The sequence below is a fragment of the Sandaracinus amylolyticus genome, assembly GCF_021631985.1.
Classification (GTDB): Bacteria; Myxococcota_A; Polyangia; order Polyangiales; family Sandaracinaceae; genus Sandaracinus; species Sandaracinus amylolyticus_A.
Window position 1 is genome coordinate 5,105,556 of the sequence record NZ_CP070225.1, and the last position, 23,920, is coordinate 5,129,475.

General features: G+C 71.5%; 22 protein-coding genes. 11 read left to right on the top strand and 11 right to left on the bottom strand.

Annotation, left to right across the window (positions count from 1 at the left end):
- Positions 1–56 precede the first annotated feature (56 nt).
- Positions 57–1,826 carry a hypothetical protein gene (locus tag I5071_RS21550; protein WP_236607389.1) on the top strand — a complete coding sequence of 590 codons (1,770 nt, stop codon included), beginning with the start codon at positions 57–59 and terminating at the stop codon, positions 1,824–1,826.
- Between the two features lie 51 nt (positions 1,827–1,877).
- Here I5071_RS21550 and I5071_RS21555 read toward each other — a convergent pair whose 3' ends face one another.
- From I5071_RS21555 to I5071_RS21575, 5 genes are all read right to left on the bottom strand, one after another.
- Positions 1,878–2,270: a hypothetical protein gene (locus I5071_RS21555; RefSeq protein ID WP_236607390.1), complete on the bottom strand. Its 393-nt coding sequence runs from the start codon at positions 2,268–2,270 to the stop codon at positions 1,878–1,880.
- Positions 2,271–2,284: 14 nt separating this feature from the next.
- Positions 2,285–3,442, bottom strand: coding sequence for a zinc-dependent alcohol dehydrogenase (locus tag I5071_RS21560; protein ID WP_236607391.1), 1,158 nt, complete (start codon positions 3,440–3,442; stop codon positions 2,285–2,287).
- Positions 3,443–3,572: 130 nt separating this feature from the next.
- Positions 3,573–4,775 (bottom strand): NAD(P)-dependent oxidoreductase, encoded by a 1,203-nt coding sequence (locus I5071_RS21565; RefSeq protein ID WP_236607392.1) that lies wholly within the window; start codon positions 4,773–4,775, stop codon positions 3,573–3,575.
- A 57-nt stretch (positions 4,776–4,832) separates the two neighbouring features.
- The gene (locus I5071_RS21570; RefSeq protein ID WP_236607393.1) at positions 4,833–5,873 is read right to left on the bottom strand and encodes a hypothetical protein; all 1,041 of its coding nucleotides are present in this window, start codon (positions 5,871–5,873) and stop codon (positions 4,833–4,835) included.
- Positions 5,873–7,006, bottom strand: a complete 1,134-nt coding sequence (locus tag I5071_RS21575) for a hypothetical protein (protein WP_236607394.1) — start codon at positions 7,004–7,006, stop codon at positions 5,873–5,875. The genes I5071_RS21570 and I5071_RS21575 overlap by 1 nt, the downstream gene beginning before the upstream one ends.
- A 58-nt stretch (positions 7,007–7,064) precedes the next feature.
- On the opposite strand from I5071_RS21575, the gene I5071_RS21580 reads away from it, so the two are divergent.
- The gene (locus tag I5071_RS21580) at positions 7,065–8,228 is read left to right on the top strand and encodes a hypothetical protein (protein ID WP_236607395.1); all 1,164 of its coding nucleotides are present in this window, start codon (positions 7,065–7,067) and stop codon (positions 8,226–8,228) included.
- Here the strand turns inward: I5071_RS21580 and I5071_RS21585 are convergent.
- The gene (locus tag I5071_RS21585) at positions 8,210–9,394 is read right to left on the bottom strand and encodes a radical SAM/SPASM domain-containing protein (RefSeq protein WP_236607667.1); all 1,185 of its coding nucleotides are present in this window, start codon (positions 9,392–9,394) and stop codon (positions 8,210–8,212) included. The two genes, I5071_RS21580 and I5071_RS21585, sit on opposite strands and share 19 nt — an antisense overlap.
- A gap of 120 nt (positions 9,395–9,514) precedes the next feature.
- On the opposite strand from I5071_RS21585, the gene I5071_RS21590 reads away from it, so the two are divergent.
- From I5071_RS21590 to I5071_RS21615, 6 genes are read left to right on the top strand one after another with little or no spacing between them, the layout of a single operon-like run.
- Positions 9,515–11,149, top strand: a complete 1,635-nt coding sequence (locus I5071_RS21590) for a hypothetical protein (protein WP_236607396.1) — start codon at positions 9,515–9,517, stop codon at positions 11,147–11,149.
- 13 nt (positions 11,150–11,162) lie between these two features.
- Positions 11,163–12,608, top strand: coding sequence for a purple acid phosphatase family protein (locus tag I5071_RS21595; RefSeq protein WP_236607397.1), 1,446 nt, complete (start codon positions 11,163–11,165; stop codon positions 12,606–12,608).
- A complete protein-coding gene (locus I5071_RS21600) occupies positions 12,605–13,576 on the top strand; it encodes a hypothetical protein (RefSeq protein WP_236607398.1) in 972 nt (323 codons plus the stop codon). The genes I5071_RS21595 and I5071_RS21600 overlap by 4 nt, the downstream gene beginning before the upstream one ends.
- On the top strand, positions 13,573–13,779 hold the full coding sequence (locus tag I5071_RS21605; RefSeq protein WP_236607399.1) for a hypothetical protein: 207 nt from the start codon (positions 13,573–13,575) through the stop codon (positions 13,777–13,779). The genes I5071_RS21600 and I5071_RS21605 overlap by 4 nt, the downstream gene beginning before the upstream one ends.
- Entirely contained in the window at positions 13,772–14,086 is a 315-nt protein-coding gene (locus I5071_RS21610) for a hypothetical protein (RefSeq protein ID WP_236607400.1), read from the top strand. Before I5071_RS21605 ends, I5071_RS21610 begins: the two co-directional genes overlap by 8 nt.
- Position 14,087: 1 nt before the next feature.
- On the top strand, positions 14,088–14,522 hold the full coding sequence (locus I5071_RS21615) for a hypothetical protein (protein WP_236607401.1): 435 nt from the start codon (positions 14,088–14,090) through the stop codon (positions 14,520–14,522).
- Here the strand turns inward: I5071_RS21615 and I5071_RS21620 are convergent, their stop codons facing one another.
- A complete protein-coding gene (locus I5071_RS21620) occupies positions 14,523–14,912 on the bottom strand; it encodes a hypothetical protein (RefSeq protein WP_236607402.1) in 390 nt (129 codons plus the stop codon).
- 131 nt (positions 14,913–15,043) lie between these two features.
- Between I5071_RS21620 and I5071_RS21625 the strand changes: the two genes are divergently transcribed.
- From I5071_RS21625 to I5071_RS21635, 3 genes are read left to right on the top strand one after another with little or no spacing between them, the layout of a single operon-like run.
- Complete coding sequence (locus tag I5071_RS21625) at positions 15,044–16,666, top strand: Ig-like domain-containing protein (protein WP_236607403.1); 1,623 nt, start codon at positions 15,044–15,046, stop codon at positions 16,664–16,666.
- Positions 16,663–18,885 carry a c-type cytochrome gene (locus tag I5071_RS21630; protein ID WP_236607404.1) on the top strand — a complete coding sequence of 741 codons (2,223 nt, stop codon included), beginning with the start codon at positions 16,663–16,665 and terminating at the stop codon, positions 18,883–18,885. The genes I5071_RS21625 and I5071_RS21630 overlap by 4 nt, the downstream gene beginning before the upstream one ends.
- 20 nt (positions 18,886–18,905) lie before the next feature.
- Positions 18,906–21,092 (top strand): carbohydrate binding family 9 domain-containing protein, encoded by a 2,187-nt coding sequence (locus I5071_RS21635; RefSeq protein ID WP_236607405.1) that lies wholly within the window; start codon positions 18,906–18,908, stop codon positions 21,090–21,092.
- Positions 21,093–21,103: 11 nt separating this feature from the next.
- Here I5071_RS21635 and I5071_RS21640 read toward each other — a convergent pair whose 3' ends face one another.
- From I5071_RS21640 to I5071_RS21655, 4 genes are all read right to left on the bottom strand, one after another.
- Positions 21,104–21,574 (bottom strand): hypothetical protein, encoded by a 471-nt coding sequence (locus I5071_RS21640; protein ID WP_236607406.1) that lies wholly within the window; start codon positions 21,572–21,574, stop codon positions 21,104–21,106.
- Between the two features lie 14 nt (positions 21,575–21,588).
- Positions 21,589–21,810: a hypothetical protein gene (locus I5071_RS21645; RefSeq protein ID WP_236607407.1), complete on the bottom strand. Its 222-nt coding sequence runs from the start codon at positions 21,808–21,810 to the stop codon at positions 21,589–21,591.
- 33 nt (positions 21,811–21,843) lie between these two features.
- Entirely contained in the window at positions 21,844–22,557 is a 714-nt protein-coding gene (locus I5071_RS21650; RefSeq protein WP_236607408.1) for a DUF1775 domain-containing protein, read from the bottom strand.
- Between the two features lie 79 nt (positions 22,558–22,636).
- On the bottom strand, positions 22,637–23,848 hold the full coding sequence (locus I5071_RS21655; protein WP_236607409.1) for a pyridoxal-phosphate-dependent aminotransferase family protein: 1,212 nt from the start codon (positions 23,846–23,848) through the stop codon (positions 22,637–22,639).
- Between the last annotated feature and the right edge of the window lie 72 nt (positions 23,849–23,920).

A 23,920-nucleotide genomic window follows, 5' to 3' on the forward strand; every position in this document is an offset into this window, starting at 1 on the left:
GGAGAGCCACGATGGGACAGCCGACTCGATCCCGCGCTCGAGCCCTCGCGCTCGCGATGCTCGCGACGGCGCTCGCCGCGCCCGCCGCCGCCCAGCCCGGCCACCGCATGCAGACCGAAGAGGGCTTCTACTTCTTCGTCGATCACGTGCCCGGCGAGTGGAGCGACGATCCCAACCAGGGCACGGGCGCGCTGCTCTCGGTGTTCGGCTCGGACACCCGCACCCTCGAGCTCGGCGTGCGCTCCGACGGATCGCGCTTCTGGTACCGGCAGGACGGCACCGCGACGACGTTCTCGCTCGGCGATCGACAGATCGATCTCGCCGACGTGCGGAGCGGCGTGGTGCAGCTCCGCCGGAGCGTGTTCGTGCCCGCCGAGGGCCCGTCGGTCGCGCGCATCGTCGACGTGATCACGAACACCAGCGACGAGTCGCTCGCGATCACGCTCGACGAGCGCGTCCCCGCGAACCAGCTCGCGAGCTCGAGCGGCGACACCACGATCGACGCCGCCGACACCTGGTCGGTCTCGGGCTTCTCGTGGATCCAGGAGATGACGGGCCTCGTGTGGGGCTCGGCGTCGGCGCCCGTGCCGGGCGTGAGCACGAGCGAGGGCTACGTCCGGATGATCTCGCGCACGGTGCGGATCGGTGCGGGCGAGCGCGTGGTGCTCGTCCGCTTCGCGACCAAGTCGCGCACGCTCGAGGGCGCGCGCGACCTCGCGACGCAGCTCGCCTCGAGCCCACCGCCCGAGGTGATGGTGGGGATGGACGCGCTGATCCCCGACGTCATCAACTTCGACTGGGTGCTCCCCGGCGCGCCTCGCGTGCAGATCGAGGCCGACGTGATCGTGCCGGAGGGCGCTGCGATCCCGGTGCGCGCCCTCGCGCAGCCGGAGGACGTGACGTGGAGCTGGGACCTCACGGGCACCGGGGAGCTCGTGCCGATGGGCACCACGCGCGAGGTGAGCGTCCCCGGCGACGTGCTCGACGGCCCCGACGTGATCCGCGTCGGCGCGCAGGCGACCGCGGACGGCCAGAGCACCCGGCGCTACTGGACGATGCGCGTCGAGAACGTCGCGCCCACGTTCGTCGACCTGCCCGAGCACCTCGAGCTCCGCGTCGGCGAGGCCCACGAGATCGTGCTCCGCGCGCAGGATCCGTCGCCGCTCGATCGGCTCTCGTTCGAGCTCGTCTCGGCGCCCGAGGGCGTGACGCTCGAGCGCGATCGCGTCCGGGTGCGGCCGAGCGAGGCGCAGATCACGCACGGAGGTCGCGAGCTGATCATCGCGGTCCGCGCCCTCGACGACGACGGCGGCGCGACCGACGCGTCCATCGGTCTGGCGGTACGACCGAACCGCGCGCCCTCGGTGCCGATCCCGATCGCGCCGGTGCCGGGATCGAGCATCGAGGACCGGACGCCGGACCTCGTCGTCTCGAACGCGATCGACGAGGACGGCGACGCGCTCCGCTACGAGATCGAGATCGACACGTCGTCCGACTTCGACGCACCGATGCGCGTCGTGGATCTCGCCGCCGGCACCGCGGTGACGTCGTGGACCGTTCCCGAGGCGCTCGCGCCCGGCAGCTACGTGTGGCGCGCACGCGTGACCGACGGTGCGTTCACGAGCGACTGGGCGACGGCTTCGTTCCGCGTGAGCGCGCCCACCGACGCGGGGGCTCCCTCCGACGCGAGCGCGCCTCCGCCGACCGCGCGCAGCTCGGGCTGCTCGGTGGGAGGTGACGCGCGCATCGATGGCAGTGCCGCCGTGATCGTGCTCGGCGCGATGGTCGCAATCCGCGCTCGGCGTCGCCGGCGACTCCAACGCTGACTCCGATGCTCGCGGCCAGCACGCAGACGCGCGCTGGCCACGCTCACCCGATCACCCGCGCGCGAGCATCCGCGTCGCGACGACGCCGAAGAGCGCGAGCGCGCCGAGCGCCGCCACGCCACGCCCGCCGCGCAGACGGTGCTCCCACACGTCCACGCGGTCGGCGAAGAGCAGCAGCATCCAGTGCCGCGTCCAGTGGTCCGGGTACGAGTACGCCAGCTTCCGAACGCGCCCCGAGAGTCCCTTCGGCGGCTGCGCGGTGCCGTACACCGGCGGGATTTCCTTGTACGGCCGCTCGTTCTTGAACACCGTCACGTCCGACGACTGCTGCGCCGGGATCTTCGCGCCCTCCACCGGCCGCGGCTCGCGCTCCTTCGGGTACCCGGGGCGGCGCGAAGGATCCGCGTCGACTCCGTATCCGACGATCTGCCTCGGATCGATCATGATCGTCTCTCCTCTCACGCGCTGATGGTGCTGGTCCCGGGAGTGAGCACGCACTTCACACAGCCGTCCTTCTTCTGCGCGAAGAGGTGATAGGCAGTCGGCGCGTCCTCGAGCGAGAAGCGGTGCGTGATGATGCCCTTCGCATCGATGCGCCCCGCGCGGATGTGCTCGAGCAGGTGCTCCATGTAGCGCTTCACGTTGCACTGGTTCATGCGCAGCGTGAGGCCCTTGTTCATCGCAGTGCCGATGTCGACGAGGTTCCACGGCGGGCCGTAGACGCCGACGATCGACACGTTCCCGCCCTTGCGCGTCGCGTGCACGCACCAGTTGATCGCGGTCGCACTGCCACCCTCGAGCTTCAGCCCGAGGCCCACCACCTTCTGCATCACCGAGCCCGAGGCCTCGCAGCCGACCGCGTCGATCGTGGAGTCTGCGCCGCGCCCTTCGGTCATCTCCTTGATCGCAGGGATGATGTCGACGTCTTCGAAGCTCAGCGTCTCGACCTGCGCATATCTCTCGGCGAACTCGAGTCGATAGTCGACATAGTCGACACCGATCACCCGCCCTGCGCCCATCAACCATGCGCTCTTCATCGCGAAGAGGCCGACGGGCCCGCAGCCGAACACGACGACGGTGTCGCCCGGCGTGATCTCCGCCATCTCCGCGCCCTGATAGCCGGTCGGGAGGATGTCGCTGAGGAAGAGGACGTCCTCCTCGTCCATGTCCTCCGGGATCTTCATCGGACCGACGTTCGCGTACGGAACACGCACGTACTCGGCCTGTCCGCCCTCGTATCCGCCCGTCGTGTGCGAATATCCGAACACGCCACACGCGACGTCGCTCGTCGGATTCGAGTTCTCGCAATTCGCGAAGAGCCCGCGCTGGCAGAAGAAGCACGTGCCGCACGAGATCGGGAACGGCACGACGACGCGATCACCGACCTTCAGGTTGCCCACGCCGGGGCCGACCTCCTCGACGATCCCGGTGAACTCGTGTCCGAACGTGTGCCCGACGCGGGTATCGGGGATCAGGCCGTGCAGCAGGTGCAGATCCGATCCGCAGATCGCACTGCGCGTGATCTTGAGGATCGCGTCCTGCGGGTGCTCGATCCGCGGGTCCGGCTTGTTCACCACGGACACGCGATAGGGGCCCTGATAGCTGAGTGCTCGCATTCGAGTTCCACGCTCCTCGGAAGGTGACGTGGGGACTCGCGCGAAGGGTCACAAGCGCGATGTCGTGATTCGTGATCACGGCAGAATCTTGCGCGCGCAGTCGCGCACGGCGTGGCGCGCGACCACGCGATCAGATCGTCGATGCGCCGACGTGGAAGACGTCCGCGCTCTCACCGATCGCGGCGAGCACCTCGGCGCTCGGCTCACCGACGACCTCGACACGCGCCAGCGCCGCGCGACCGCCCGAGAACACGACGTTCTCCATGCCCTGCACGTTGTGTCGCGCTTCGCTGAGGATGCGCAGCACGTGCGCGAGCACGCCGACGCGATCGGCGTGGCGCACGACCACGACGTGCGTCGCCGCGCTGCGCACTGCGAGGTTCACGCAGTTCGGGATCGGCTCGGCGCGCTGGTACGCGCCGACGATGCGCACGACCTCTTCGCCGACCGCTTCTTCCGCTTCGTCGGTGCTCGCGCCGACGTGGCAGGTCCCGTAGACGTTCGGGTGATCCGCGATCGGCTCCTCGAACGGCGCCTGTCCCGCGGCGGGCTCCTTGGCGAACACGTCGAGCCCGGCGCGGATCCCGCGCGACGAGCACGCCTCGAGCAGCGCGTCCTGATCGACCACCTCGCCGCGCGACGTGTTCACGAAGTACGCGCCGGGCTTCATCGCGGCGAACACGCTCGCGCCGATCCGCTTCTCGGTCTCCTTCGTGAGCGCGAGGTGCACGCTCACCGCGTCGGCGTGCGTGACCGCGGCCTCGGGGGTCGCAGCCCGGACGATGCCGAGCTCCTCCGCCTGCGCCTCGGTCAACCGGCGCGACCAGCCGACGACCCGCATGCCGAGCGCCTGCGCGCGCACGATCACCTCGCGCGCGATCGCGCCGACGCCGAGCACCGCGAGGGTGCGACCCCTCAGGCCGCGGGCCTCGCCCAGCGTCTTCTTGTCCCAGCGATGCGCGCGCAGGCTCGCGACGTTGTCGGCGATGCGGCGATCGAGGTTGATCAGGTGTCCGATCGTGAGCTCTGCGACCGCCGCCGCGTTCTTGCCCGGGCAGTTCGCGACGTAGACGCCGCGCGCCGAGGCAGCGCCCATGTCGATCGTGTTCACGCCCGCGCCCGCGCGGATGATCAGCGAGAGACTCTTGCCGGTCTCGACGTGCTGCGCGGTGACCTTGGTGCTGCGGACGATCAGGACCTCGGGGTCGAGCTCGCGCATCGCCGCGACGAGCGTCTCGCCCTCGAGCTTGGGATCGACGTCGAGTCGAGCGCCGAGATCCTGGAGGCGACCGGGGACGAACGAAGCGAGCTTGTCGGCGACGAGGATGCGCATGCGCCCACGATACCGGCGCGTGACGCGCGGCGATCGTGGCGCTGTGCGCTTCCTCGTTCACGGCACGGTCATGTCGCGGACGCGCCAGAACCACTGGCCCTGATCGAGATCGATGTGCACCACCGGACAGCCCTGATCGTCGACGCCGATCAGCTGCTGCACGCGCGCCTGACGACCGACGAACGGATCCATCTCCGCCGACCAGTTCTCGTCGCCGTTCACCGGGCGATGACGACCGATCGTCACGCTCGCGCCGACCGCGATCGGGCCCCACTGCACCGTCGCGTCGGTGAGGCCGCACTCCTGCGGCGTCGGGCTGCCACCGGTGCCGAAGAGACCGCCACCACCGCCGCCGCCCGAGCCCCATGCGACCACGCTCGCGGGACGACCGTGATCGCTGCTCACACCGGTGCTCGCGACGAGCCCGCCGCCGCCCGCGCCCGCTTCGCCGCCGCTCCCGAGGCGCAGGTCGCGCACGCGCCAGAACCACTGCCGACTGTCGATGTCGACGCGCACGCCGGGACAACCGACTCCGTCGATCCCCGAGAGCTCCACCACGCGCGCGCGGCGTCCGACGAACTGCTGCATCTCGTCGGCCCAGTTGTCGTCGCCATCGACCATCCGATGGCGCCCGAGCACGACCTCGGTGCCCGTCGAGATCGGCCCGTAGTTCGGGCGCATCTCGTCCTGTCGACACTGCTGGGGGATCCCCGCTGCGCTCGGCGCGCGCGTCTCGGGGCGCGGCTGCGGGCCGGTGCCGATGCCGAGGTCGCGCACGCGCCAGAACCACTGGCCACCATCGACGTCGACGCGCACGCCGGGACAGCCCGCAGCGTCGACACCGCTCACGCGCGTCACCCGCGCAGCGCGTCCGAGCCAGCGCGCCATCTGATCGTCCCAGTTGTCGTCGCCGGACACGAAGCGATGGCGCTGCAGCGTCACGACCGTCCCCGGCTCGAGCGCGCCGTAGCGCGCCGCCTCCTCGGTCATCCCGCACTCTTGCGGCGGGCGTCCTTCGGTCGACTGCGCGGACGCGTGTTGAACGGTCGCGAGCGCCGACACCACCAGCGCGAGCGTGAAGAGGGGGCGAGCGATCATCAGTCGCGCATCGTACCACCCGGGCAGTGGCTCGGCAGTGCGTCGAGGTCGCGCACGAAGGTGCGGAAGCGACCCTCGACGCGCAGCGCGCCGGGCGCGAGCGGGAGCTCGGCGTGGAACGTCCCGGCGAACGCGCCGCCCAGCGTGCGGTCGAGCGTGGTGATCGTGAACGTGCCCTCCCCTCCGCCCGCGCGACCGACGCGCGGGACGGCGACCTCGATCGACGCTCCCAGCGGGCCGATCGCGCGCTCGAGAGGCAGCGTCGCGTCCGAGGGCAGATCGAGCTCGGCGCGCAGCCCGGCGCGCGTGGTGGAGAGCACGTCGGGGGCGCCGCGCTCGTCGAGCATCACGCGGTGCGTGCATCCGTCGGCGCGCAGACGCACGCCGCGCGCGAGCTGCGGGAGATCGATCGCGATCGGGGCCTGCGTCACGGGCGCACCACCCGACGCCGGAGGTGGGAGCACGCGCGTCACGTCGAGGTGGAGCTCGGCCGGCTCGCGTGCCTCGCGCGACACGCGCTCGGTGCCGAGCGCGCGCGCGTAGCGCCGCACCCACGCCTCGCAGCGAGCACGGTCACGCGGCGGGCAGCGCGACGCCTCGCCCGCGAGCACGGCCACGCACGTGGCCCGATCGGCGATCGCCTCGGCATCGCAGAGCGAGGGATCGCGCGCCGCCCACGCGACACAGCGCGGCTCGCGTCCTTCGATCGCGAGATCCTCCGGGCACACGGTGGGATCCCCCGCGATCATCGCGAGGCGTCGCCGACAGCCGCGACGCGCGGTGGAGACCGAGAGCGCGTCGCACGCGGCGGCATCACGACGGTGCACCGCGTCGAGCGCGCGGCACGCATCGTCGAAGAACGCGTCGTAGCCGAGGTCACCCAGCGCCTCGGCCGCGAGCGTGGGAGTGTGCGCACGAAGATTCGCGAGGCACTCGGCCACGGACTCGAAGTGCTCGATCGCCGTGCTCAGGTCCTCGACATCGGTGGGCCACGAAGCAGGCAGAGGCGCGGGCGTCTCCTCCGCGTCGCTCGGCGCGGACGGCGCGGGCGCGATCGGCTCGGGCGCGGGCGCGGGATCGCTGCACGCTGCGCAGGCGAGCAGCACGCCGAGGAACGACCACGAGCGACGCACGGCGCGAGCATACGCGCACCTCGCCCACCCGGCCTCGCCCTGGTACAAAGGCCCACTGATGCGCTACGAACGCCGGCTCGGAACCGTCGCTGCGCTCTCCGCGCTCCTGCTCGCCGTCGCGCTCGAGCCTCCATGCGCGAGCGCGCAGGACGTGCCCGAGACGACGACGACGCCCGAGACGACGACGACGCCCGAGACGCCCGAGACGCCGCCAGCCGAAGCGGGCACCACGCCGGCCGAGACGGTGACGGCACCCGTGCTCCCGCAGGCCTCGCGACGTTTGATCGTGATCGACGCGGCGACCTACGGGATCGATCCCGTCGTCGGTCGGGTCGTCACCGAGCGCGTCCGCCGCAGCGCGGTGGAGATCGGCTACGAGGTGCTCGACGGGAGCGCGACGATCGCGGCGGCCCAGCGCCTGCGCATGCCCTATCCGCCCGCGCCTGCCGATCTCTGGCGCGTCACCTGGGTCGCCCAGGCGCATCGCGGCGCGTTCGCGCGCATCTGGGCGTCCGAGGGTCGCTACGTGATCGAGATGACGGTCGCGAGCCTCGACGGCACCGGGCCCTTCTTCGCGCGCGAGACCGCGGGCTCGGGGGATCTGCGCGAGGTGATCGATCGGATGGTGCGCGCGACGCTTCCGCCGCCGGAGCAGTGGCAGCAGCAGGCCACCGCGGCGGTCGGTGCGACGCCGACCGCGCCCGCCGCCGTGCCGCGGCGATGGCGTGAGCGCCCGCGCGAGGAGCTCGCGCATCCGGGTGGCATCGGGGTGCGACTGCCCGAGCCGCCGCTGCGCCGACTGCAGCTCAGCGTGCAGACCGAGGCGGTGATCGGCACGACGCAGGGCGGCTTCTACAATCACCTCGTCGGCGCGCGCGTCGACGTGCGCATCACGCGCGACCTGATGTTCGGCGCGTACGTCGGATACGCGAACCTCCAGGGCCGCAACGAGCGCGCGAACAACCTGCTGCTGATGATCCAGGGCGAGCAGCGCATCCGCGTGAGCCCTGCGCTCGGCCTCACCATTCCGCTGCGCGTCGCGGCCGGATACCTGCCCTTCAACGGCCCGGTGATCCGACTGGCGGCGGGCGTGAATTACGCGATCTCCGAGGACTGGGAGATCGGCGCCGACATCGTCGCTCCGACGTTCTGGATCCTGCCCGACGACGTCGCGGTCTCGCTCGACATCGCGGTCGAGGCGACCTACCGCTTCCCGTTCTGACTTGCCTGCACGCGCGGGCACTCGGGATCGGGGGCCCACGCATCGCCGGCGACGAACGCCGCGACGACGCGACATCCGCCGCGACAGGCGATGCGCACCGGGCACGACGCGCAGGGCTCGGGCGCGCGCGCGACGTGATCGCGGAAGCGCTCGAGCGCGTCGTTGTCGTCCCACGCGAGCGGTCCCGCCTGCGCGTCGTCGCGCACGAAGCTGCAGCCCGACGTGCGGCCGTCGGCGCGCACCGCGAGCAGCGAGCGCCCGGCCTCGCACCCCGACACGCCGAGCCGCACCAGGTCCTCGCCGCGCATCGCGCCGTGCGACGCGACGAAGGGCAGGAGCGCGCAGTCGATGCGCACCCCGATCGCGCGCTCGCCCGAGATGCGCCGCAAGAGCTCGGGGAGCGCGGCGACCCGCGCGGGATCGAGCCGTCGCGCGAGGTACTCGAGGCGGCCCCGGCCCGACGGCTTGAGGCGCACGAGCTGGAGCTCGACCGCGCCCAGCGCCTCGACGTGCGCGGCCGTCTGCTCGAGCCGATCGAAGCTCTCGCGCGTCAGCACGGTGTTCACACCGACGGTCACGCCCGCGGCGCGAAGGTGCGCGATCGCGCGCTCCGCGACGTGCTCGCCCGCGAACCCTCGCACTGCGCGATAAGCACCGTCGACGCCGTCGTGACTGACGTTCACCTGCTCGAACACCCGCATTGCGATCGCGCGCTCGCGATCGATGCCGAGCCCGCTCGTCGTCACGCTCGGGGTCATGCCCAGCTCGCGCGCGAGCGCACCGAGCGCCGGTAGATCCGCGCGCAGCGAGGCTTCGCCGCCTCCGAATGCGATCGAGAGCGTGCCCATCGCGGCGAGCGCGCGCAGTCGCGCGGCGAGCTCGTCGAACGAGGGCTCGAGACCCTCACGCGTCGCGTCCGCGTAGCACCCCGAGCAGCCCGCGGGACAGCGCTCGGTGACGGCGACGTGCACCTCGTTCGGGCCGCTCAGCGCGCGCACCGTCGCGGGCGCGGGCGCATCGCCGGCCCACAGCGCCCCGCCGTCGACACCGAGCCGTCGCGCGAGCACGCGATCGACCGAGACGACCGCCGCGGGCGCGCGCATGGCGACCGTCGCGCCGAAGCGCTCGGCGCGCACGCGTCGCGCCGACATCCCATCGAGCACCATCCGCCGCACCGCGGGCAGCTTCGCACGACACCTGCGCGGCCGACGGCGACTGTTCTGTCACACGAACGGCGCAATCCAGTCACGTCGGCGGGTCCTCGAGAGAGGAACATCCGCCCCCGCATGTGTCGCTCTCGCTCGGTGTGTGTCGCGCTCGCGATTGCGCTCCTTCTCTTGCTTCCGATCCCCGGCGCCCGCGCCGACTTCCGCGTGTACGAGGAGAACGCGCCCGGCTCGACGCCACCCGTCGTCGCGAGCGAGCCCGCGCCCGCCGAGACACCGAGCGAGCCCGCGGCGCCGCGCACCGAGCTGCGCTGCACGGTGTGTGACGGCGCGACGTGCGAGGCGGCGGCGCCGACCTGCGCCGAGGGCGAGCAGGCCTCGGTCGTCGACGGCTGCTGGTCCGCGTGCGTGCCGGTCGCGCAGTGCGGGCGCTGCGAGATCTACCTCGTCGAGACGCCGCCCGAGCCGATCGATCAGCCCGTCATGCCCGAGCCTGCGCCGGCCGCACCGGTCGCCGCGGCGCCCCAGGGCGATCACCGATGGCTCGATCTCACGGGGTTCGTCCAGCCCGGGTTCATCTACCGCGAGGACGGCGGCGAGGAGGTCAGTCGGCCGCCGCAGGACGACGCGTTCTATCTGCAGCGCGCGCGCTTCGGGCTCCGCACCCAGCTCGCGTGGTGGCTGCGGGCACGCCTCGAGGTCGAGCTGGTGCCGTCGCCGAACCTCCAGGACGGCTTCGTCGATCTCGCGCTGCACCCCGCGTTCAACGTGCGTGGTGGGCAATTCATCGTGCCCTTCCTGCGCGCGTTCTCGTTCAACGAGGTCAATCTCGCGTTCCTCGATCGCCCGCTCTACACGCCGCTCGGACAGGACCGCACGGTGGTTCGTTATCTCGCGCCGCGCGACATCGGAGCGATGGTGTTCGGCATGGTGGGCGATCCCTCGCCGGGCTCGCACGATCCGGTGTTCGAGTACGCGCTCGGCGCGTTCGTCGGGCGCGGGCCGAACGTCGCGGTCAACAGCGACGGAGTGCTGCTCTGGGCGCTCCGCCTGCAGCTCCACGTGCTCGGCGTCCCCGAAGGTGCGTCGGCGGAGTCCGATCTCGCGCGCAACGAGACGCCCCGTGTCTCCGTCGCGACCGCGGCATATTCGAACTGCGACGATCGCGGGAACTGGAATCGCGGATTCACCGTCGACACGGAGTTCCGATTCATCGGCCTCTATGCGTCGGCGGGGTTCGTGTGGTTCCGCAACGGGCGGGCCGACTCCGATGGCCTCGGGTTCCTCGCGGGCGGCGGCGACAACGCGCAGTGCCAGGGCGCAGTCCGGATTCCGGACCCCTCGAATCCCTCGGAGCAATTGCCGCTCGACTTCGTCTCTCGCGGCGCGCACCTGCAGATCCACTACACGATTCCCGAGATCGACGTCGACATCCTCCGCGACATGGATCTCGAGCTCCTGGCGCGCGTCGACTGGGTCGATCCCTTCGCGATCTACTCGGACTCCGATCCGCTGTTCGGCACCGGCCCGGAGGCGGCGACGTTCCAGCCCTCCGACTACGTCGACTCGGACAACGGATACGACCGCTGGCGCCTGACGTTCGGGCTCAACTACTTCCCGACCGGCCATCAGACGCTCCGGATCGGCCTGAATTACTTCCTGCAGTACGAGCTGGAGCGCGTCGTCGCGAGCACCGGCACGTACCGCGGGATCAAGAACGACGTGCTCTGGCTCCAGCTCACTGCCGCCCTCTGACCGCGAGGTTCCAATGATCAAGACGTGCACGGCAACGCTCCTCCTCATGCTCGCGCTCGCGATCGTCGGCTGTCAGGACACAGGCCTCGTCGAAGAGGACGACGCCGGCACGTCCCGGACCGACGCATTCGTCCCGCCCGAACAGTCGTACTCGTACGAGCCGGCGGGCTGCGGATACCAGGTCTCGACTCCGCCCCTCGGTGAGGCCGGCGCGTCGGAGGACGTGTTCGGCGCGACGCCCACGATGGACCACGTGCACGTCAGCTGGGCCGGTCCGACCCACGGCACGTTCGCGGTGAACTGGCGCAGCGATCGCGAGACGCTCGCGTCGCGCGTGCTCTACGGCACCGATCGCGCGGCGGTCGAGGCTGCCGACGCGGCAGGCGAGGCGGTGCTCGAGGCGGTCGGCCACCACATGCTCTTCCGCGATCTCGCGCGCCGCGAGACCCGCGTGCACGAGGCGCACGTGTGCGGCCTCGAGGCGAACACCGAGTACTTCTACAAGGTCGGCGGCACCGGGCACTGGACCGAGGTCTTCTCGACGTCGACCGCGCCGACGCCGGGCACGACCGATCCGTTCACCTTCGCGGTGACCGGCGACTCGCGCGGCAACGAGGAGGACGCCTGGGCGATCTCGCAGCGCCGGGTGCGCGACGCGATGGCGGACTTCGAGCTCTTCAGTGGTGACGCGGTGATCCTCGGCACCGCGCAGGACCAGTGGGACGAGTTCTGGTCGGCGGGCGATGGTGCGGAGTTCACCGTGCAGGACCTCTTGTCGTCGGTGCCGCTGATGATGGCGAACGGCAACCACGACGCGCTCGCCGTGAACTTCGTCGCGCAGACCGCGTTCCCGCAGGACGTGTTCATGAACGAGCGCGCGCAGGGCGAGGAGTGGTACTCGTTCGACTACGGCAACGCGCACTTCGTGATGCTCGACGACAACGATCGCGAGCTGTGGGGCACCACCGAGGCGATGTGGCTCGAGCAGGATCTCGCCGCGGCGCGCGCGAACCCGGCGATCGACTGGGTGTTCGTGACGCACCACCGGCCCTTCTACACGTGCATGAGCACGCACCAGCCGGACACGTCGCTGCGCGCGTCGTGGCAGGAGATCTTCGATCGCCACCACGTCGACATGGTGTTCACCGGGCACAACCACGTGTACGAGCGCTCGCGCCCGATCCGTGGTCTCACCGGCGGACAGGGCGTCGTCGCGGCGGAAGGCACGAACGGCGCGCCGCAGGTGAACGCGGGCGTCGCGTCGGGCACCGTGTACCTCGTCGCGGCGGGCGTCGGCGCGCCGCTCTACGAGGTCTCCACGGCGTGCGCATCGACGTACTCGGCGCGCGCGGAGCGCACGTACGTGACGGTGCGCGTCGCAGGCAGCGCGATCGAGGTCACGGTGCGCAACGTGATGACGGACTCGATCGTCGATCAGTTCGGCTGGTCGAAGGAGTGAGCGCGCTCCGGGCAGCCGCGCTGCTCGCGATCCTGGCGATCGCGACGGCTGCATCGGCGCAGGACATCGTGGAGCGAGCGACGCGCGCCGAGCGCGAGGGCGATCCGATCGCGGCGCGCGACGCGTGGCGCGCGGTGCTCGACGAACGTGCGGGCTCGCGCATCGCCGCGCGGGCGCGCACGCGGCTCGCGTGGATCGAGGCACGCGCCGAGGGCGACTACGCGCCGCTCGCCGCGCTCTGGCGATTCCAGAACCTCGCGCTCGACGCGCGCACCCGCGAGGTGGTGATCGAGTTCGCGACGGCGACCGACGGGATGCCCGCGGGACCGGTGCGGCGAGAGGCGCGCGTGGTCGTCGGCGAAGACCTGCTCCGGGTCGGCGAGATCGCACGTGCGCAGGCGTCCTTCGAGGCGCTCCTCGGCGATGCGGACGCGACCGAGCCCGAGCGCGCCGCAGCACGTGACGGAATCGCACGGGCGATGGCGCGCACCGGAGATCGCCGCGCGGCGATCACGTACCTCGAGCGGAGCGGGCTCGAGGGAGGCTCGACCCACGCGTCGCTCGCGCGCGCCGAGCTCGAGCGCCGCACGACGCCGATCGCCGTCGCGATCATCGCGCTCTTCGGCGTGATCACGATCGGTCTCGGGGCGCACACGCTGCGGCGCGCGGGCGCGGGCGTGCTGCGCGCGACGTACTCCCCGGCGCGCATGCTCGGCGCGCTGTGGATCGCGCTCGGGCCCGTGGCGCTCGCGACGCGGTACGACGACGAAGCGACCGACACGTTCCTCGCGCTCGCGACCGGCACGCTCGTCGTGGTCGCGCTCGCGGCGCTCGCCGCGGCCGGCGTCACGCAGACGCGAGCGCGGATCGGTCTCGCGACGCTCGCGGTCGCCGCCGAGCTCGCGGTCGCGTGGCTGGTGCTGCTCCGCTCCGGAGGGCTGATCTCGTTCGTGGGAGAGAGCATGTGAGCGACGCGGACGACGGCGAAGGCGAGGTGCTCTCGGTCCATCTCGGGACGAGCGCGAATTGCTCGTCGATCGGGAGCTACGTCGACTACCTGTTCCTCTCGGCGACCGCGTCGGGCGCGATCCTCGCCGCGGTCGCGGTCGCGCTCGCGCGCCCCTCGACGCCGGCACCGGACCCCGAAGACGACGAGCGGAGCGATGACTGATCGCCGCGAGCGCATCGCGATCACGTCCGCGATCGCCGCGATGGCGGGCGCGCTCGCGTACGTCGGGCAGCGGCTGTGGGAGCACACCCGCGGCGGCGGCGCCGATCCGCTCTTGGTCCTCTACGATCCGCGCATCGCGTTCCACGGTCGTGCGCTGGCCGCGACGTGGTGGGCCGGTGTCGCGTTCGCGCTCGCGTACGCCGCGACCGCCGATGCGCGAAGGCGTGCGCGCATCATCGAGCTCGTCGCGCGCTCGGTCGTCCCCTTCGCGGTCGTGCTCGCCGTGCTCACGCTCGTGTGGCCCTGACGTGAGCTGGCGACTCCTCGAGAGCGTGCACGGACACGTCGGGGTGCTCGCGCTCGCGCTGCTGATCCATCCGGCGGTGCGGCTCTGGCGTGGTGCGCCGCTCGCGCGCGGATCGCGATGGGCGATCGCGCTCTCGGCGATCGCGACCGCGCTCGCGTTCGCGCTCGGGCTCGTGATCTACGGCCCGTATCGCACGCTGGTGAAGCGCGATCTCTTCGTCGCCGACGCGCGCGCGGGATGGCTCTTCGAGACGAAGGAGCACCTCGGGTACGTCGCGGTCGCGCTCGCGCTCGGTGCCACCGCGCTCGCGCTGCTCGCACCTCCCCGCGCGGCGCCGCTCCGTCGCGCCGCGGCGCGGATGTACGTGGGTGCCGCGCTCGCCGCGCTCGGCGCAGCCTCGATCGGCACGTGGGTCGCCGCGATCGCGGGGTTCTGATCAGGTTCCGTCCTCGCGCCAATAGCGCGTGGGATCGGGTCGATCGCAGGGATCGAGCGCGTCGATCACGTCGAGCTCCTCGCACGTCTCCGCGCTGCGCACGCGCGACCAGTGCGACACCGCGCGCGCGTAGTCGCACGCTCCGTCGATCGTCCACGACGCGCGAGGGCCCACGAGCGCGCAGCCCAGCTCGACCCGGCGCGCGAGGAGCTCCTCGTCGGTGCGCAGCGCGTTCTCGCAGGCATGGATGCGGCCGCGCGGCCGAGGCACATCGGCGCGCCACAGATACGCGGGCGACTCGTGCGGCGCGCACTGGATCTGGAGCGGCGCGCGCTCGTGCGAGCGCTGACAGGCCGAGAGCACGAGCGCGAGGAGGATCCAGCGAGGCACGCCGAGCGATCGCACCCGCACGCATCGCGCGCGTGACGCCCGCGCGACGTCTCTGATGCGCGCTCCGGCCAGTGCAGCGGCCGCGCGAGACACGATCCGCGAGCTGCCAGCTCCGATACCATCGGTTCGTGATGCGCAATCACGCAGCGGCGGCGCTCTGCGCGCTCTCGATCATCGCGTGCGGCGGGGACGACGCCGGCAGCGCGGACGCCGGAGCCGACGCGGGCGCGCAGGCCCACGACTCGGGCAGCGACGCGGGCCCGCCGATGCGCACGCCGTTCTGCGATCCCAGCGCCGCTGCGCCGGGGCCCTACCCCGCGCCCGATGCGTTCCCCGCGCCGCACGGCCCCGGTGTGCCCGCGCTGACCTTCGACGAGAGCGCGCTCGGGACGAGCTGCGCGTTCCTCGACGGCGGCGAGTGGGACGTCACCGACCACCACAACCTCGGCGTGATGTACGACGGATATCTGCTCATGCCGATCGCGCCGGAGTTCGGCGGCGGCGGACTGGCCTTCTTCGATCTGAGCGATCCGTGCGCGCCGGAGCGCGTGGGATCGGGCAGCTCGCGACAGATGCGCGAGTCGCACTCGATCGGGTTCTCGTCGCACGGTGGGCGCTGGGCGGTCGTCGACGGATTGCGACGCGCGCTCCTCCGCGACGGGGGCGGCGTGCAGTTCTGGGACGTGTCGGATCCGACCGCGCCCGAGGCGGTGTCGAGCCTCGATCTGCCGGGGTTCCTCTATCCCGATGCCTATGCGCGCGTGACGCTCAGCGTGTTCTGGCAGGTCCCGTACGTGTACGTCGCGGGCGCGGACAACGGCGTGTACGTCGTCGACGCGACCGATCCCCGCAATCCGGTGCTGGTGCGACAGCTCTCGTTCGAGCCGACGCTGCGGGCCGGACAGGTGCAGGCGATCGGCAATCTGCTGATCGTCACCGCCGCGGAAGGCCCGCGCACCGTGCTCCTCGACATCTCGGATCCCGAAGATCCGCAGCCGATCCCCGGCGGCGACTTCGACGCAGTCGACGAGAACGGCAGAGCGCGAGAGGCGTACTTCACCACCGCGACCGGCGGATACGTCTGGTACGCGAAGAAAGAAGACGGCGGCGGATTGATGGTGATGGACATCCACGATCCGACGCAGCCGCGATATGCAGGCTCCTATCGCAGCGGAGGGAACGGCGGATACGTGTTCCTCCACGAGCAGTACGCGTTCGTCGGCGAGTCGAGCGTCGCGCGCATCTACGACGTGTCGGATCTCTCGAACATCCGGGTGGTGCGCGAGCTGAGCCTGCCGGGCGACCTCGACACCATCGTGCCGCTCGGGAATCTGGCGCTGCTCAGCGTCGATGCGCTGCCCGACGGAGTCGATCCCAACGATCAGGGCAGTGCGATCGCGCCCTGGCGCGCCGAGCCCGACACCGACGCGCCGCGTGTGACGTGGGCATGGCCCGAGGCCGGCACGGAGGGACTGCCGCCCACGTCGCGGTTCGCGGTGACGTTCGACGAGATGATCGACGTGCAGAGCGCGTGGGAGGGCTCGGTGCGCTTGTATCGCGCAGGCGGGACGCCGGACGAAGGGCGCATCGCAGGCGTCGTGAGCGTGCAGGAGACGATCGTCACGTTCTCGCCGTTCTGTGCGCTCGAGGCCGGCGAGTACGTGCTCGAGATCCCCGCGGGCGGCGTGCGCGACGTGTCGGGCAACGCGGTGAGCGAGGCGTTCACCGCGACGTTCCGCGTGGGCGTGCCGTGAGGCGCGCGCTCGCGATCGCACTGTGGCTCGGGGCGTGCGGGACGCCGCGCGCCGAGCCCGACGCGGGCACGACGATCCTCGAGGACGCGTCGCAGTCGATCGACGCGCCGGTCGAGCTGCGCGCGATCGCCGGTGCGTCGCGCTACGCGCTGGTCGGTGAAGACGTCGTGCTCGACGGATCGGGGTCGACCGGTGCGATCCGATACCAGTGGTCGCCCGGCGGTGGGCTCGCGACCGGGCCGATCTCCGAGGATCCGGTGCTGCGCGTGCGCTACGACGTGCCGGGTCGCGAGCAGGCCGTTCTCACGGTGTGGGACGCGAGCGGGCGGCGGCGCAGCGCGAGCATCGTGATCAGCGTGACGCGCGCGGCCACTCACGTGCCGCGGCAGTCGAGCTCGATCGCGGTGGTGGGCGAGCATCTGGTCGCCGTGGTGAGCCCCGACTCCGACGAGCTCGTGATCGCACGATGGAGCGACGACGCGACGCTCGAGGTGGTTCGGCGCGCGAGCGTGTGCGACGAGCCGCGCACCCTCTCGCCCTGGCGTGGTCGCATCGTGGTGGCGTGCACGGGAGACGTGGTCTCGGTGGTCGAGATCGAGAGCGGTCTCGCCCAGGAGCTCGCGTTGCCGCGCGGATCGCGACCCTTCGGCGTCGTCGGCACGGACGATTCTTCGTGGGTATCGCTGCAAGCGACTGGCATGCTCGCCGAGATCACGCTGGAGGGTGCCAATCCGCGACTGGCACGCTCGATTCGCGCGATCGACGACGCACGCGGCGTCTCGGTGCTGCCCGATGGGCGCATCGCGGTGACCCGCTGGCGCTCGCCCGACGATCACGGAGAGATCGCCGCGGTCGACGTGACGAGCGGGGATGTCGAGACCTGGACGCTCGCCTCCGATCCCCAGCCCTCGAGCGACACCGAGGTCGGCGGGGTGCCCAGCTATCTGGAGCAACTGCTGGTCTCGCCCGACGCGACGATCGCCTTCGTGCCCTCGCTGCAGGCCGCGATCGGCGAAGGGCTCTTCGTCACCGAGGGCGCGCGTCCGCTCACGTTCGAGACGACGATGCGCGCGGTGATCTCGTTCCTCGATCCCAGCACCGGCACCGAGGACGTCGAGCGCCGCCGTCAGCTCGACAACCGCGGGTTCACCCACGCCGGCGTGCTCTCGTCGCGCGGCGACTACCTCTTCGCGCTCACGCGCGGCACGCGCACCGTGGAGCGCCTCGACGTGCTCGAGACGCGCCTCGCCGGGTCGATCCAGGACGTGGGGCTCGCACCGAACGGGCTCGCGCTCTCTCCCGACGATCGCTTCCTCTTCGTCGACGCGTACCTCTCGCGCGAGATCGTGATGTACGACGTGCGCGACTTCGACACCGAGCCGGCCGCGCTCGCGCGGGCGCGCATCCCGACGACCGAGCCCCTCTCCGAGATGCTCCTGCGCGGCAAGATCCTGTTCAACGACAGCCGCGATCCCCGCCTCTCGAGCGATGGCTACATCGCCTGCGCGCACTGCCACCTCGACGGGCTCGACGATCATCGAGTGTGGGACTTCACCGATCGCGGCGAGGGACTGCGCAACACGACTTCGCTCCTCGGATTCCCCACCACCGGCGCGATCCACTGGACCGCGAACTTCGACGAGGTGCAGGACTTCGAGCACGACATCCGCGGTCCGTTCCGCGGCGCCGGACTGATGGACGACGCGTCGTTCCACACCGGCACGCGCGACACGACGCTCGGTGATCGCAAGGCCGGGATCAGCGGGGATCTCGACGCGCTCGCCGCGTACGTGGCGTCGCTCGCGACGTTCGCACCGAGCCCGTTCCGCAACTCCGATGGCTCGCTGCCCGAGGCGGCCCAGCGCGGTCGTGCGCTCTTCGAGGCGAGCACGACTGGATGCACCGACTGCCACGCTGACGACCGCACGACCGACAGCGGGTTCGACGAGCGCGGCAGTCCGCGACTGCACGATGTCGGCACGCTCGGCGCGGGATCGGGACAGCGCCTCGGCGCGACGCTCTCCGGGCTCGATACGCCAGCTCTCCACGGCGTGTGGTCGACCGCGCCCTATCTGCACGACGGCTCGGCCGCGACGCTGCGCGAGGTGCTCCGTGAGCGCAACGCCGGCGACGCGCACGGCCACACGTCGTCGCTGAGCGACGCGGAGATCGACGACCTCGTCGCGTATCTGCGCTGCCTCGACGGCCGCCGGGACTAGCGGCATACCGCGCGTTTCCCGTGCGCGCCTTCGTCGTCGTCCTCGCGATCCTCTTCGCGCTGCCCGCCCTCGCGCGCGCCGACGAGCCACCACGCGTGCGCGCCGCCGCGCGCGGTGAGACGCCGATCGACGTCGATGGTGCGCTCGACGAGGACGCGTGGTCGCGCGCCGAGATCGCCTCGGGCTTCACCGAGCGCACGCCCCACCCCGGCGCGCCCGCCCCCGTGGGCACTCGCTTCCGCGTGCTCTACGACGCGAGCGCGCTCTACGTCGGCATCGAGCTCGACCTCGCGGAGGGCGAGTCCCCGCGCGCGCTCTCGATGACCCGCGACTCCGAGGACATCTGGAACGACGACGCGATCAGCGTGAAGATCGACGCGCGCCGCGATCACCGCACCACGCTCGGCTTCGTCGTGAGCGCGTCGGGCGCGCAGCTCGACTACCTCGTGCTCGACAACGGCCGCGCGTTCCGGCGCGAGGTCGACATGGTCTGGCAGAGCGCGGTGCGCGTGCACGAGGATCGCTGGATCGTCGAGCTGCGCATCCCCGCGATCTCGCTCGGCCTCGCCGACGCCGAGGGCCCCCGCGCGATCGGCATCAACCTGAGCCGCGATCACAACGCGCGCGCCGCGACCTACGACTGGGCCCCGATGTCGCCGGAGTTCGGTTCGTTCTCGGCGCTCCACTACGGCGTCGTCGAGGGCGTCGAGATCGGCGGCGCGGGCGCACCGCTCGCGGTCACGCTCTACTCGCTCGGCGCGTACGAGTCGCCGGAGAGCGGCGATCCCGCGGACGCGTTCCGCGGCGCGATCGGCGCCGACGCGCTGATGCGCATCGACGGCGACGTGTGGGCCGAGGCGACGGTGCTCACCGACTTCGCACAGGTCGATCTCGACGACGCGCTGGTCAACCTCGATCGATTCCCGCTCTTCTTCCCGGAGCGCCGCCCCTTCTTCCTCAACGGGCTCGACGTGTTCGACGCGGGCGTGCCCGAGACGCTCGTGCCGTTCTATTCGCGTCGCATCGGGCTCGACCCCGCGGGCGACCCGATTCCCGTGCTCGGCGGGCTCAAGCTCTACGGGCGCGCCGGCCCGGTGAGCTTCGGCGTGATCGACGTGCTCACCGACGACGAGGGCGACGTGCCCGCCGCGAACCACACCGCCGCGCGTGGTCGCTTCGCCCTCGATGAAGGCGCGTCGTACGTCGGTGCGTTCGTGGTGTCGCGGCAGCCGTTCCGCTGGGACGGCGGCCCGCTCGATCGTGGTCCTTCCGTGACCTACGGCGGCGACGCGCTGGTGCGCGCGGCCGACGATCGACTCGAGCTCTACGGATTCGCGTCGGGCACCGCGCTCGACGGACAGCTCGAGACCGGCCGCGAGGGCGAAGGCTTCGCGAGCGCGGCCTCGGCGCGGTGGCGCGGCGAGGTCTGGCAGCCCGTGCTCTCCGGTCTCTACGTCGATCACGACTACACACCGGAGCTCGGCTTCGCGCGCCGTCCCGGCGCGGCGCGGCTGACGTTCGAGTCGCCGGTGATCGCGCGTCCTTCGGGCTTCTTCCGTCGTATGCAGATCGGCCCACGGCTCGAGCTGCAGGCGAGCGACGACTTCGGGCGCGCGCTCTACGGCAGCGGCGGCGTCGTCGCCGAGGTCGAGGGCGACGCGGGATGGATCGCGAGCTTCGTCGCCGACTATCGCGAGGATGTCGTCGACGAGGACTTCGAGATCGTGCCCGGCGTGACCGCGCGCGCGGGCACGTGGCGCGGCGTGTACCTCGAGGCGTACGTCGCCTCGCCGTCGGCGCGGAACCCCTACGTCGAGCTCTATTATTCAGTGAGCAACGCGTACTTCGGCGGTGTGCTGCACAACCCGTATGCGCGCTTCGCCGCGAGCCTCGGGCCCTTCGTGCGCATCGATCTGCAGGCCGACGTCTACTACGTGATGCTGCGCGAGCACGATCCGTTCTGGACCTACGCGCTCAATGCGCTGCTCCGCGTCACGCCGACCACCGCGCTGCAGATCGATCTGATCGGCCGCGTCGACGGCGAGAACGAGCGCGCCACCGGCCTCCTGCGGGTGCGGTGGCGCTACGCGCCGGGGAGCGATCTCTTCGTCGTGTGGCGCGAGAACGTGGACTGGGACGCGACGAACGTCGTCGTCGAGCACGAGGTCACGCTGAAGATGACCTATCGATTCGATCTCTCGCTCTGATTGCGACGCGCTCACGCTTCGGGACAGAGCTCGAGGCACTCGTCGCGGCGCGCCTCGCACGCCGCTTCGTCGCCTGCGTGCCCGACGTCGTGACACTGCGAGATCGGCCCGCCGTCCTCGGGGTCGAGCTCGTGGCAGCGGCGCGCGATCGAACGGCACACGCTCGCGCCGCCATCGACCGACGCATCGGGCTCGTCGTGAGGGTCGCCCGCATCCGTCTCGATCACACCGCCGTCGGCGACGCAGATGCCGAGGCAGCGCTCGAGGCTCGTCACGCACGCGGCCTCGACCTCGTCGTGACCGATCGCGTGGCACTCCGGGATCGGTCCTTCACCGCCCATGTCGAGCGGGTGGCACGCCTCGATGATGCGCCCGCACGGGTCGTCGCCCGACTCGCGCGGTCCCGCATCACCCGCGTCCCCATCGCTCGGCTCGCACGCGACCAGCGCGAGCGTGATCAGCAGCACACAGCATCGCCACATCGAGCGTCGTCCTCTCATCGCAACGTCGGCGGACGCAGATCGCACGGCAATCGGCCCTCCGCCGGGGGCCACGCCAGATCGGTCGGTCGCTCCAGCGTCGCGCACGGGTCGACCTCGACCGCGGCATCGGTCCCCGCGTCGACCTGAGCATCCACGCCCGCGTCCATCGCGATCGCGGCGTCGATCGCGGGCGCGTCGTCGTCACCACATCCGCCGAGCACGGCGGCCGCCAACAAGGCGATCCTCAGCGCACGCATCTGCGCTCCGCCTCAGTACCGCACCCACACCGCGGCGGGTGCGGCGGCGGTGCTCTCGATCGCGGTGAGCGGCTCGGCCGCCGGGTCCGACTCGATCAGCGCGCGCGTCGTCGCGTTGGGGCTCCACGCACGGCGATCCAGCCACACGATCGCAGCATCGCCGAAGTACGCGGCGATCGCGTCGAGATCGTAGGTGCCCTCGGGCATCGTGATCTGGTTCCACCCCGGCGAGCGCGGCGGGAGCACGCGCAGCGTCGGCGCGTCCTCGCCCTCCCAGCGGTGCTCGCGACCGTCGAAGCACGTCTGCACCGACGGGAACTGCAGCGCGGTGAACGGCGCGGTCGGCGCGCGCATGCGGATCGAAAGCTCGTGGTACAGCTCGTCCGGAGGCTGGCTCGCGTCGTCGGGCCGCGTGTACTCGACCGCGACGATCGCCTCGCTCGCGTCGCGGATGATCGTGGGACGCCCGAACACGCCGCCGTGCATCGGCCTGACCGCCGTCACGCCCGCAGGCAGCGAGATGCGCACCGTCCGGGTGTCGCTGCTCGGCACCGCGGGCATGCTCGGCATCTCGGCGACCGCCGCGCAGCTGTGCCCGACCGTGAAGGTCGCGACGAACGTCGTGTTCGCGATCGCCGGGCCCCGCGCGCCCATGTGTGCGTGCGCGCTCCCCGCGACGCCGATCACCGACATCACCACGAGCGCCGGAAGAACCCGATTCTGCATGTGATCCACGCTCCCTCGAAGCACGAGCGCGTGGATAGCGGCGGGTGTGCGCCGCGACAATGCGGCATTTCGTCGCGCGTCAGCCGACCGATTCGCTCTCGCCCGAGAGCGCTTCTTCGAGGGCGGCCATGCCCGCCGCGACGTCGAGCTTCACGCCTTCCTTCCGGAACGCCATGCCCATCGCGTAGAGCACCTTGAACAGGTTGTGCGAGCGGCACTGCTCGCCCATCTGCCCGATGCGCACGACGTCGAGCCCGAACGCGCCGGAGATCTCGACGTTGTACTGGGTGCTCATCGTCTTGCGGACACGCGCGCCGTCGACGCCCTTCGGGATCGTGATCGCGACCACCGAATTCAGCCGGTGCGACTTGGGCACGAAGAGCGTGAGCCCCATCGCCTCGATGCCGCGCTGCAGCGCCTCGCTGCTCACGCGGTGCCGCTCGAAGCGACGCTCGAGGGTCTCCTCGCAGATGAGCCGCAGCGCCTCGTGCAGCGCGAGGATGCCGGGCACCGGCGCGGTGTAGTGGTACTGCTGGTAGCCCCAGAAGCGCCATGCGCGCTCCGCGTCGAAGCACCAGTGCGGTCGCGGCGAGGGACGCTCGCCGACCACCTTCCACGCGCGATCGCTGAACGCGATCAGCGACACGCCGGGGATCGACGAGAGCCCCTTCTGCCCGCCGGTGACCGCCGCGTCGATGCCCCAGTCGTCCATGCGCATCGGCATCGTCGAGAGCGTCACGACCGCGTCGACCACCACGATCGCACCGTGCTCGCGCGCGATCGCCGCGATCTGCGGGAGCTCGACGTTGAGCAGGCCGCACGACGTCTCGCCCTGCGCGATGGTCACGACGTCGAAGCGCTCGCGCTTGAACGCGTCCGCGACGGCCTGCGCGCTCACCGGCGTCGCGACCTCGGGCTCCAGGAACTTCACGGTGCCGCCGAGGCCCAGCGCCATCTCGCCGAGGCGCCCGCTGAAGGTGCCGCTCTTCAGGCAGAGCACCTTGCGACCCGGCCAGACGAAGCTGGCCATCGCCATCTCCATCGCGCCCGAGGCCGGCCCGCCGACGCCGAGCACCTTCTCCGCGTTCGTCTGGAACGCGTAGCGGCTCATCGCCTTCACCGCGGCGATGACCTTGTCCATCGTCTCGCCGAGGTGGTTGATCACGACGCCGTTCGCGCGCGCCACCGCGTGCGGGATCGGCACCGGGCCCGCGCCCATCAGGAGCAGCGGCTCCGCGGGCAGGAGCGTGGAGAGCGGGACGAGCGGCGGAGGAGGCACGCGAGACGGCATCTCGTTCACGTCACGCTGCGGATCTAGAAGGAGGCCGCAGCGGGCACGCGAGTATGCCCAGCGATCGCCCCT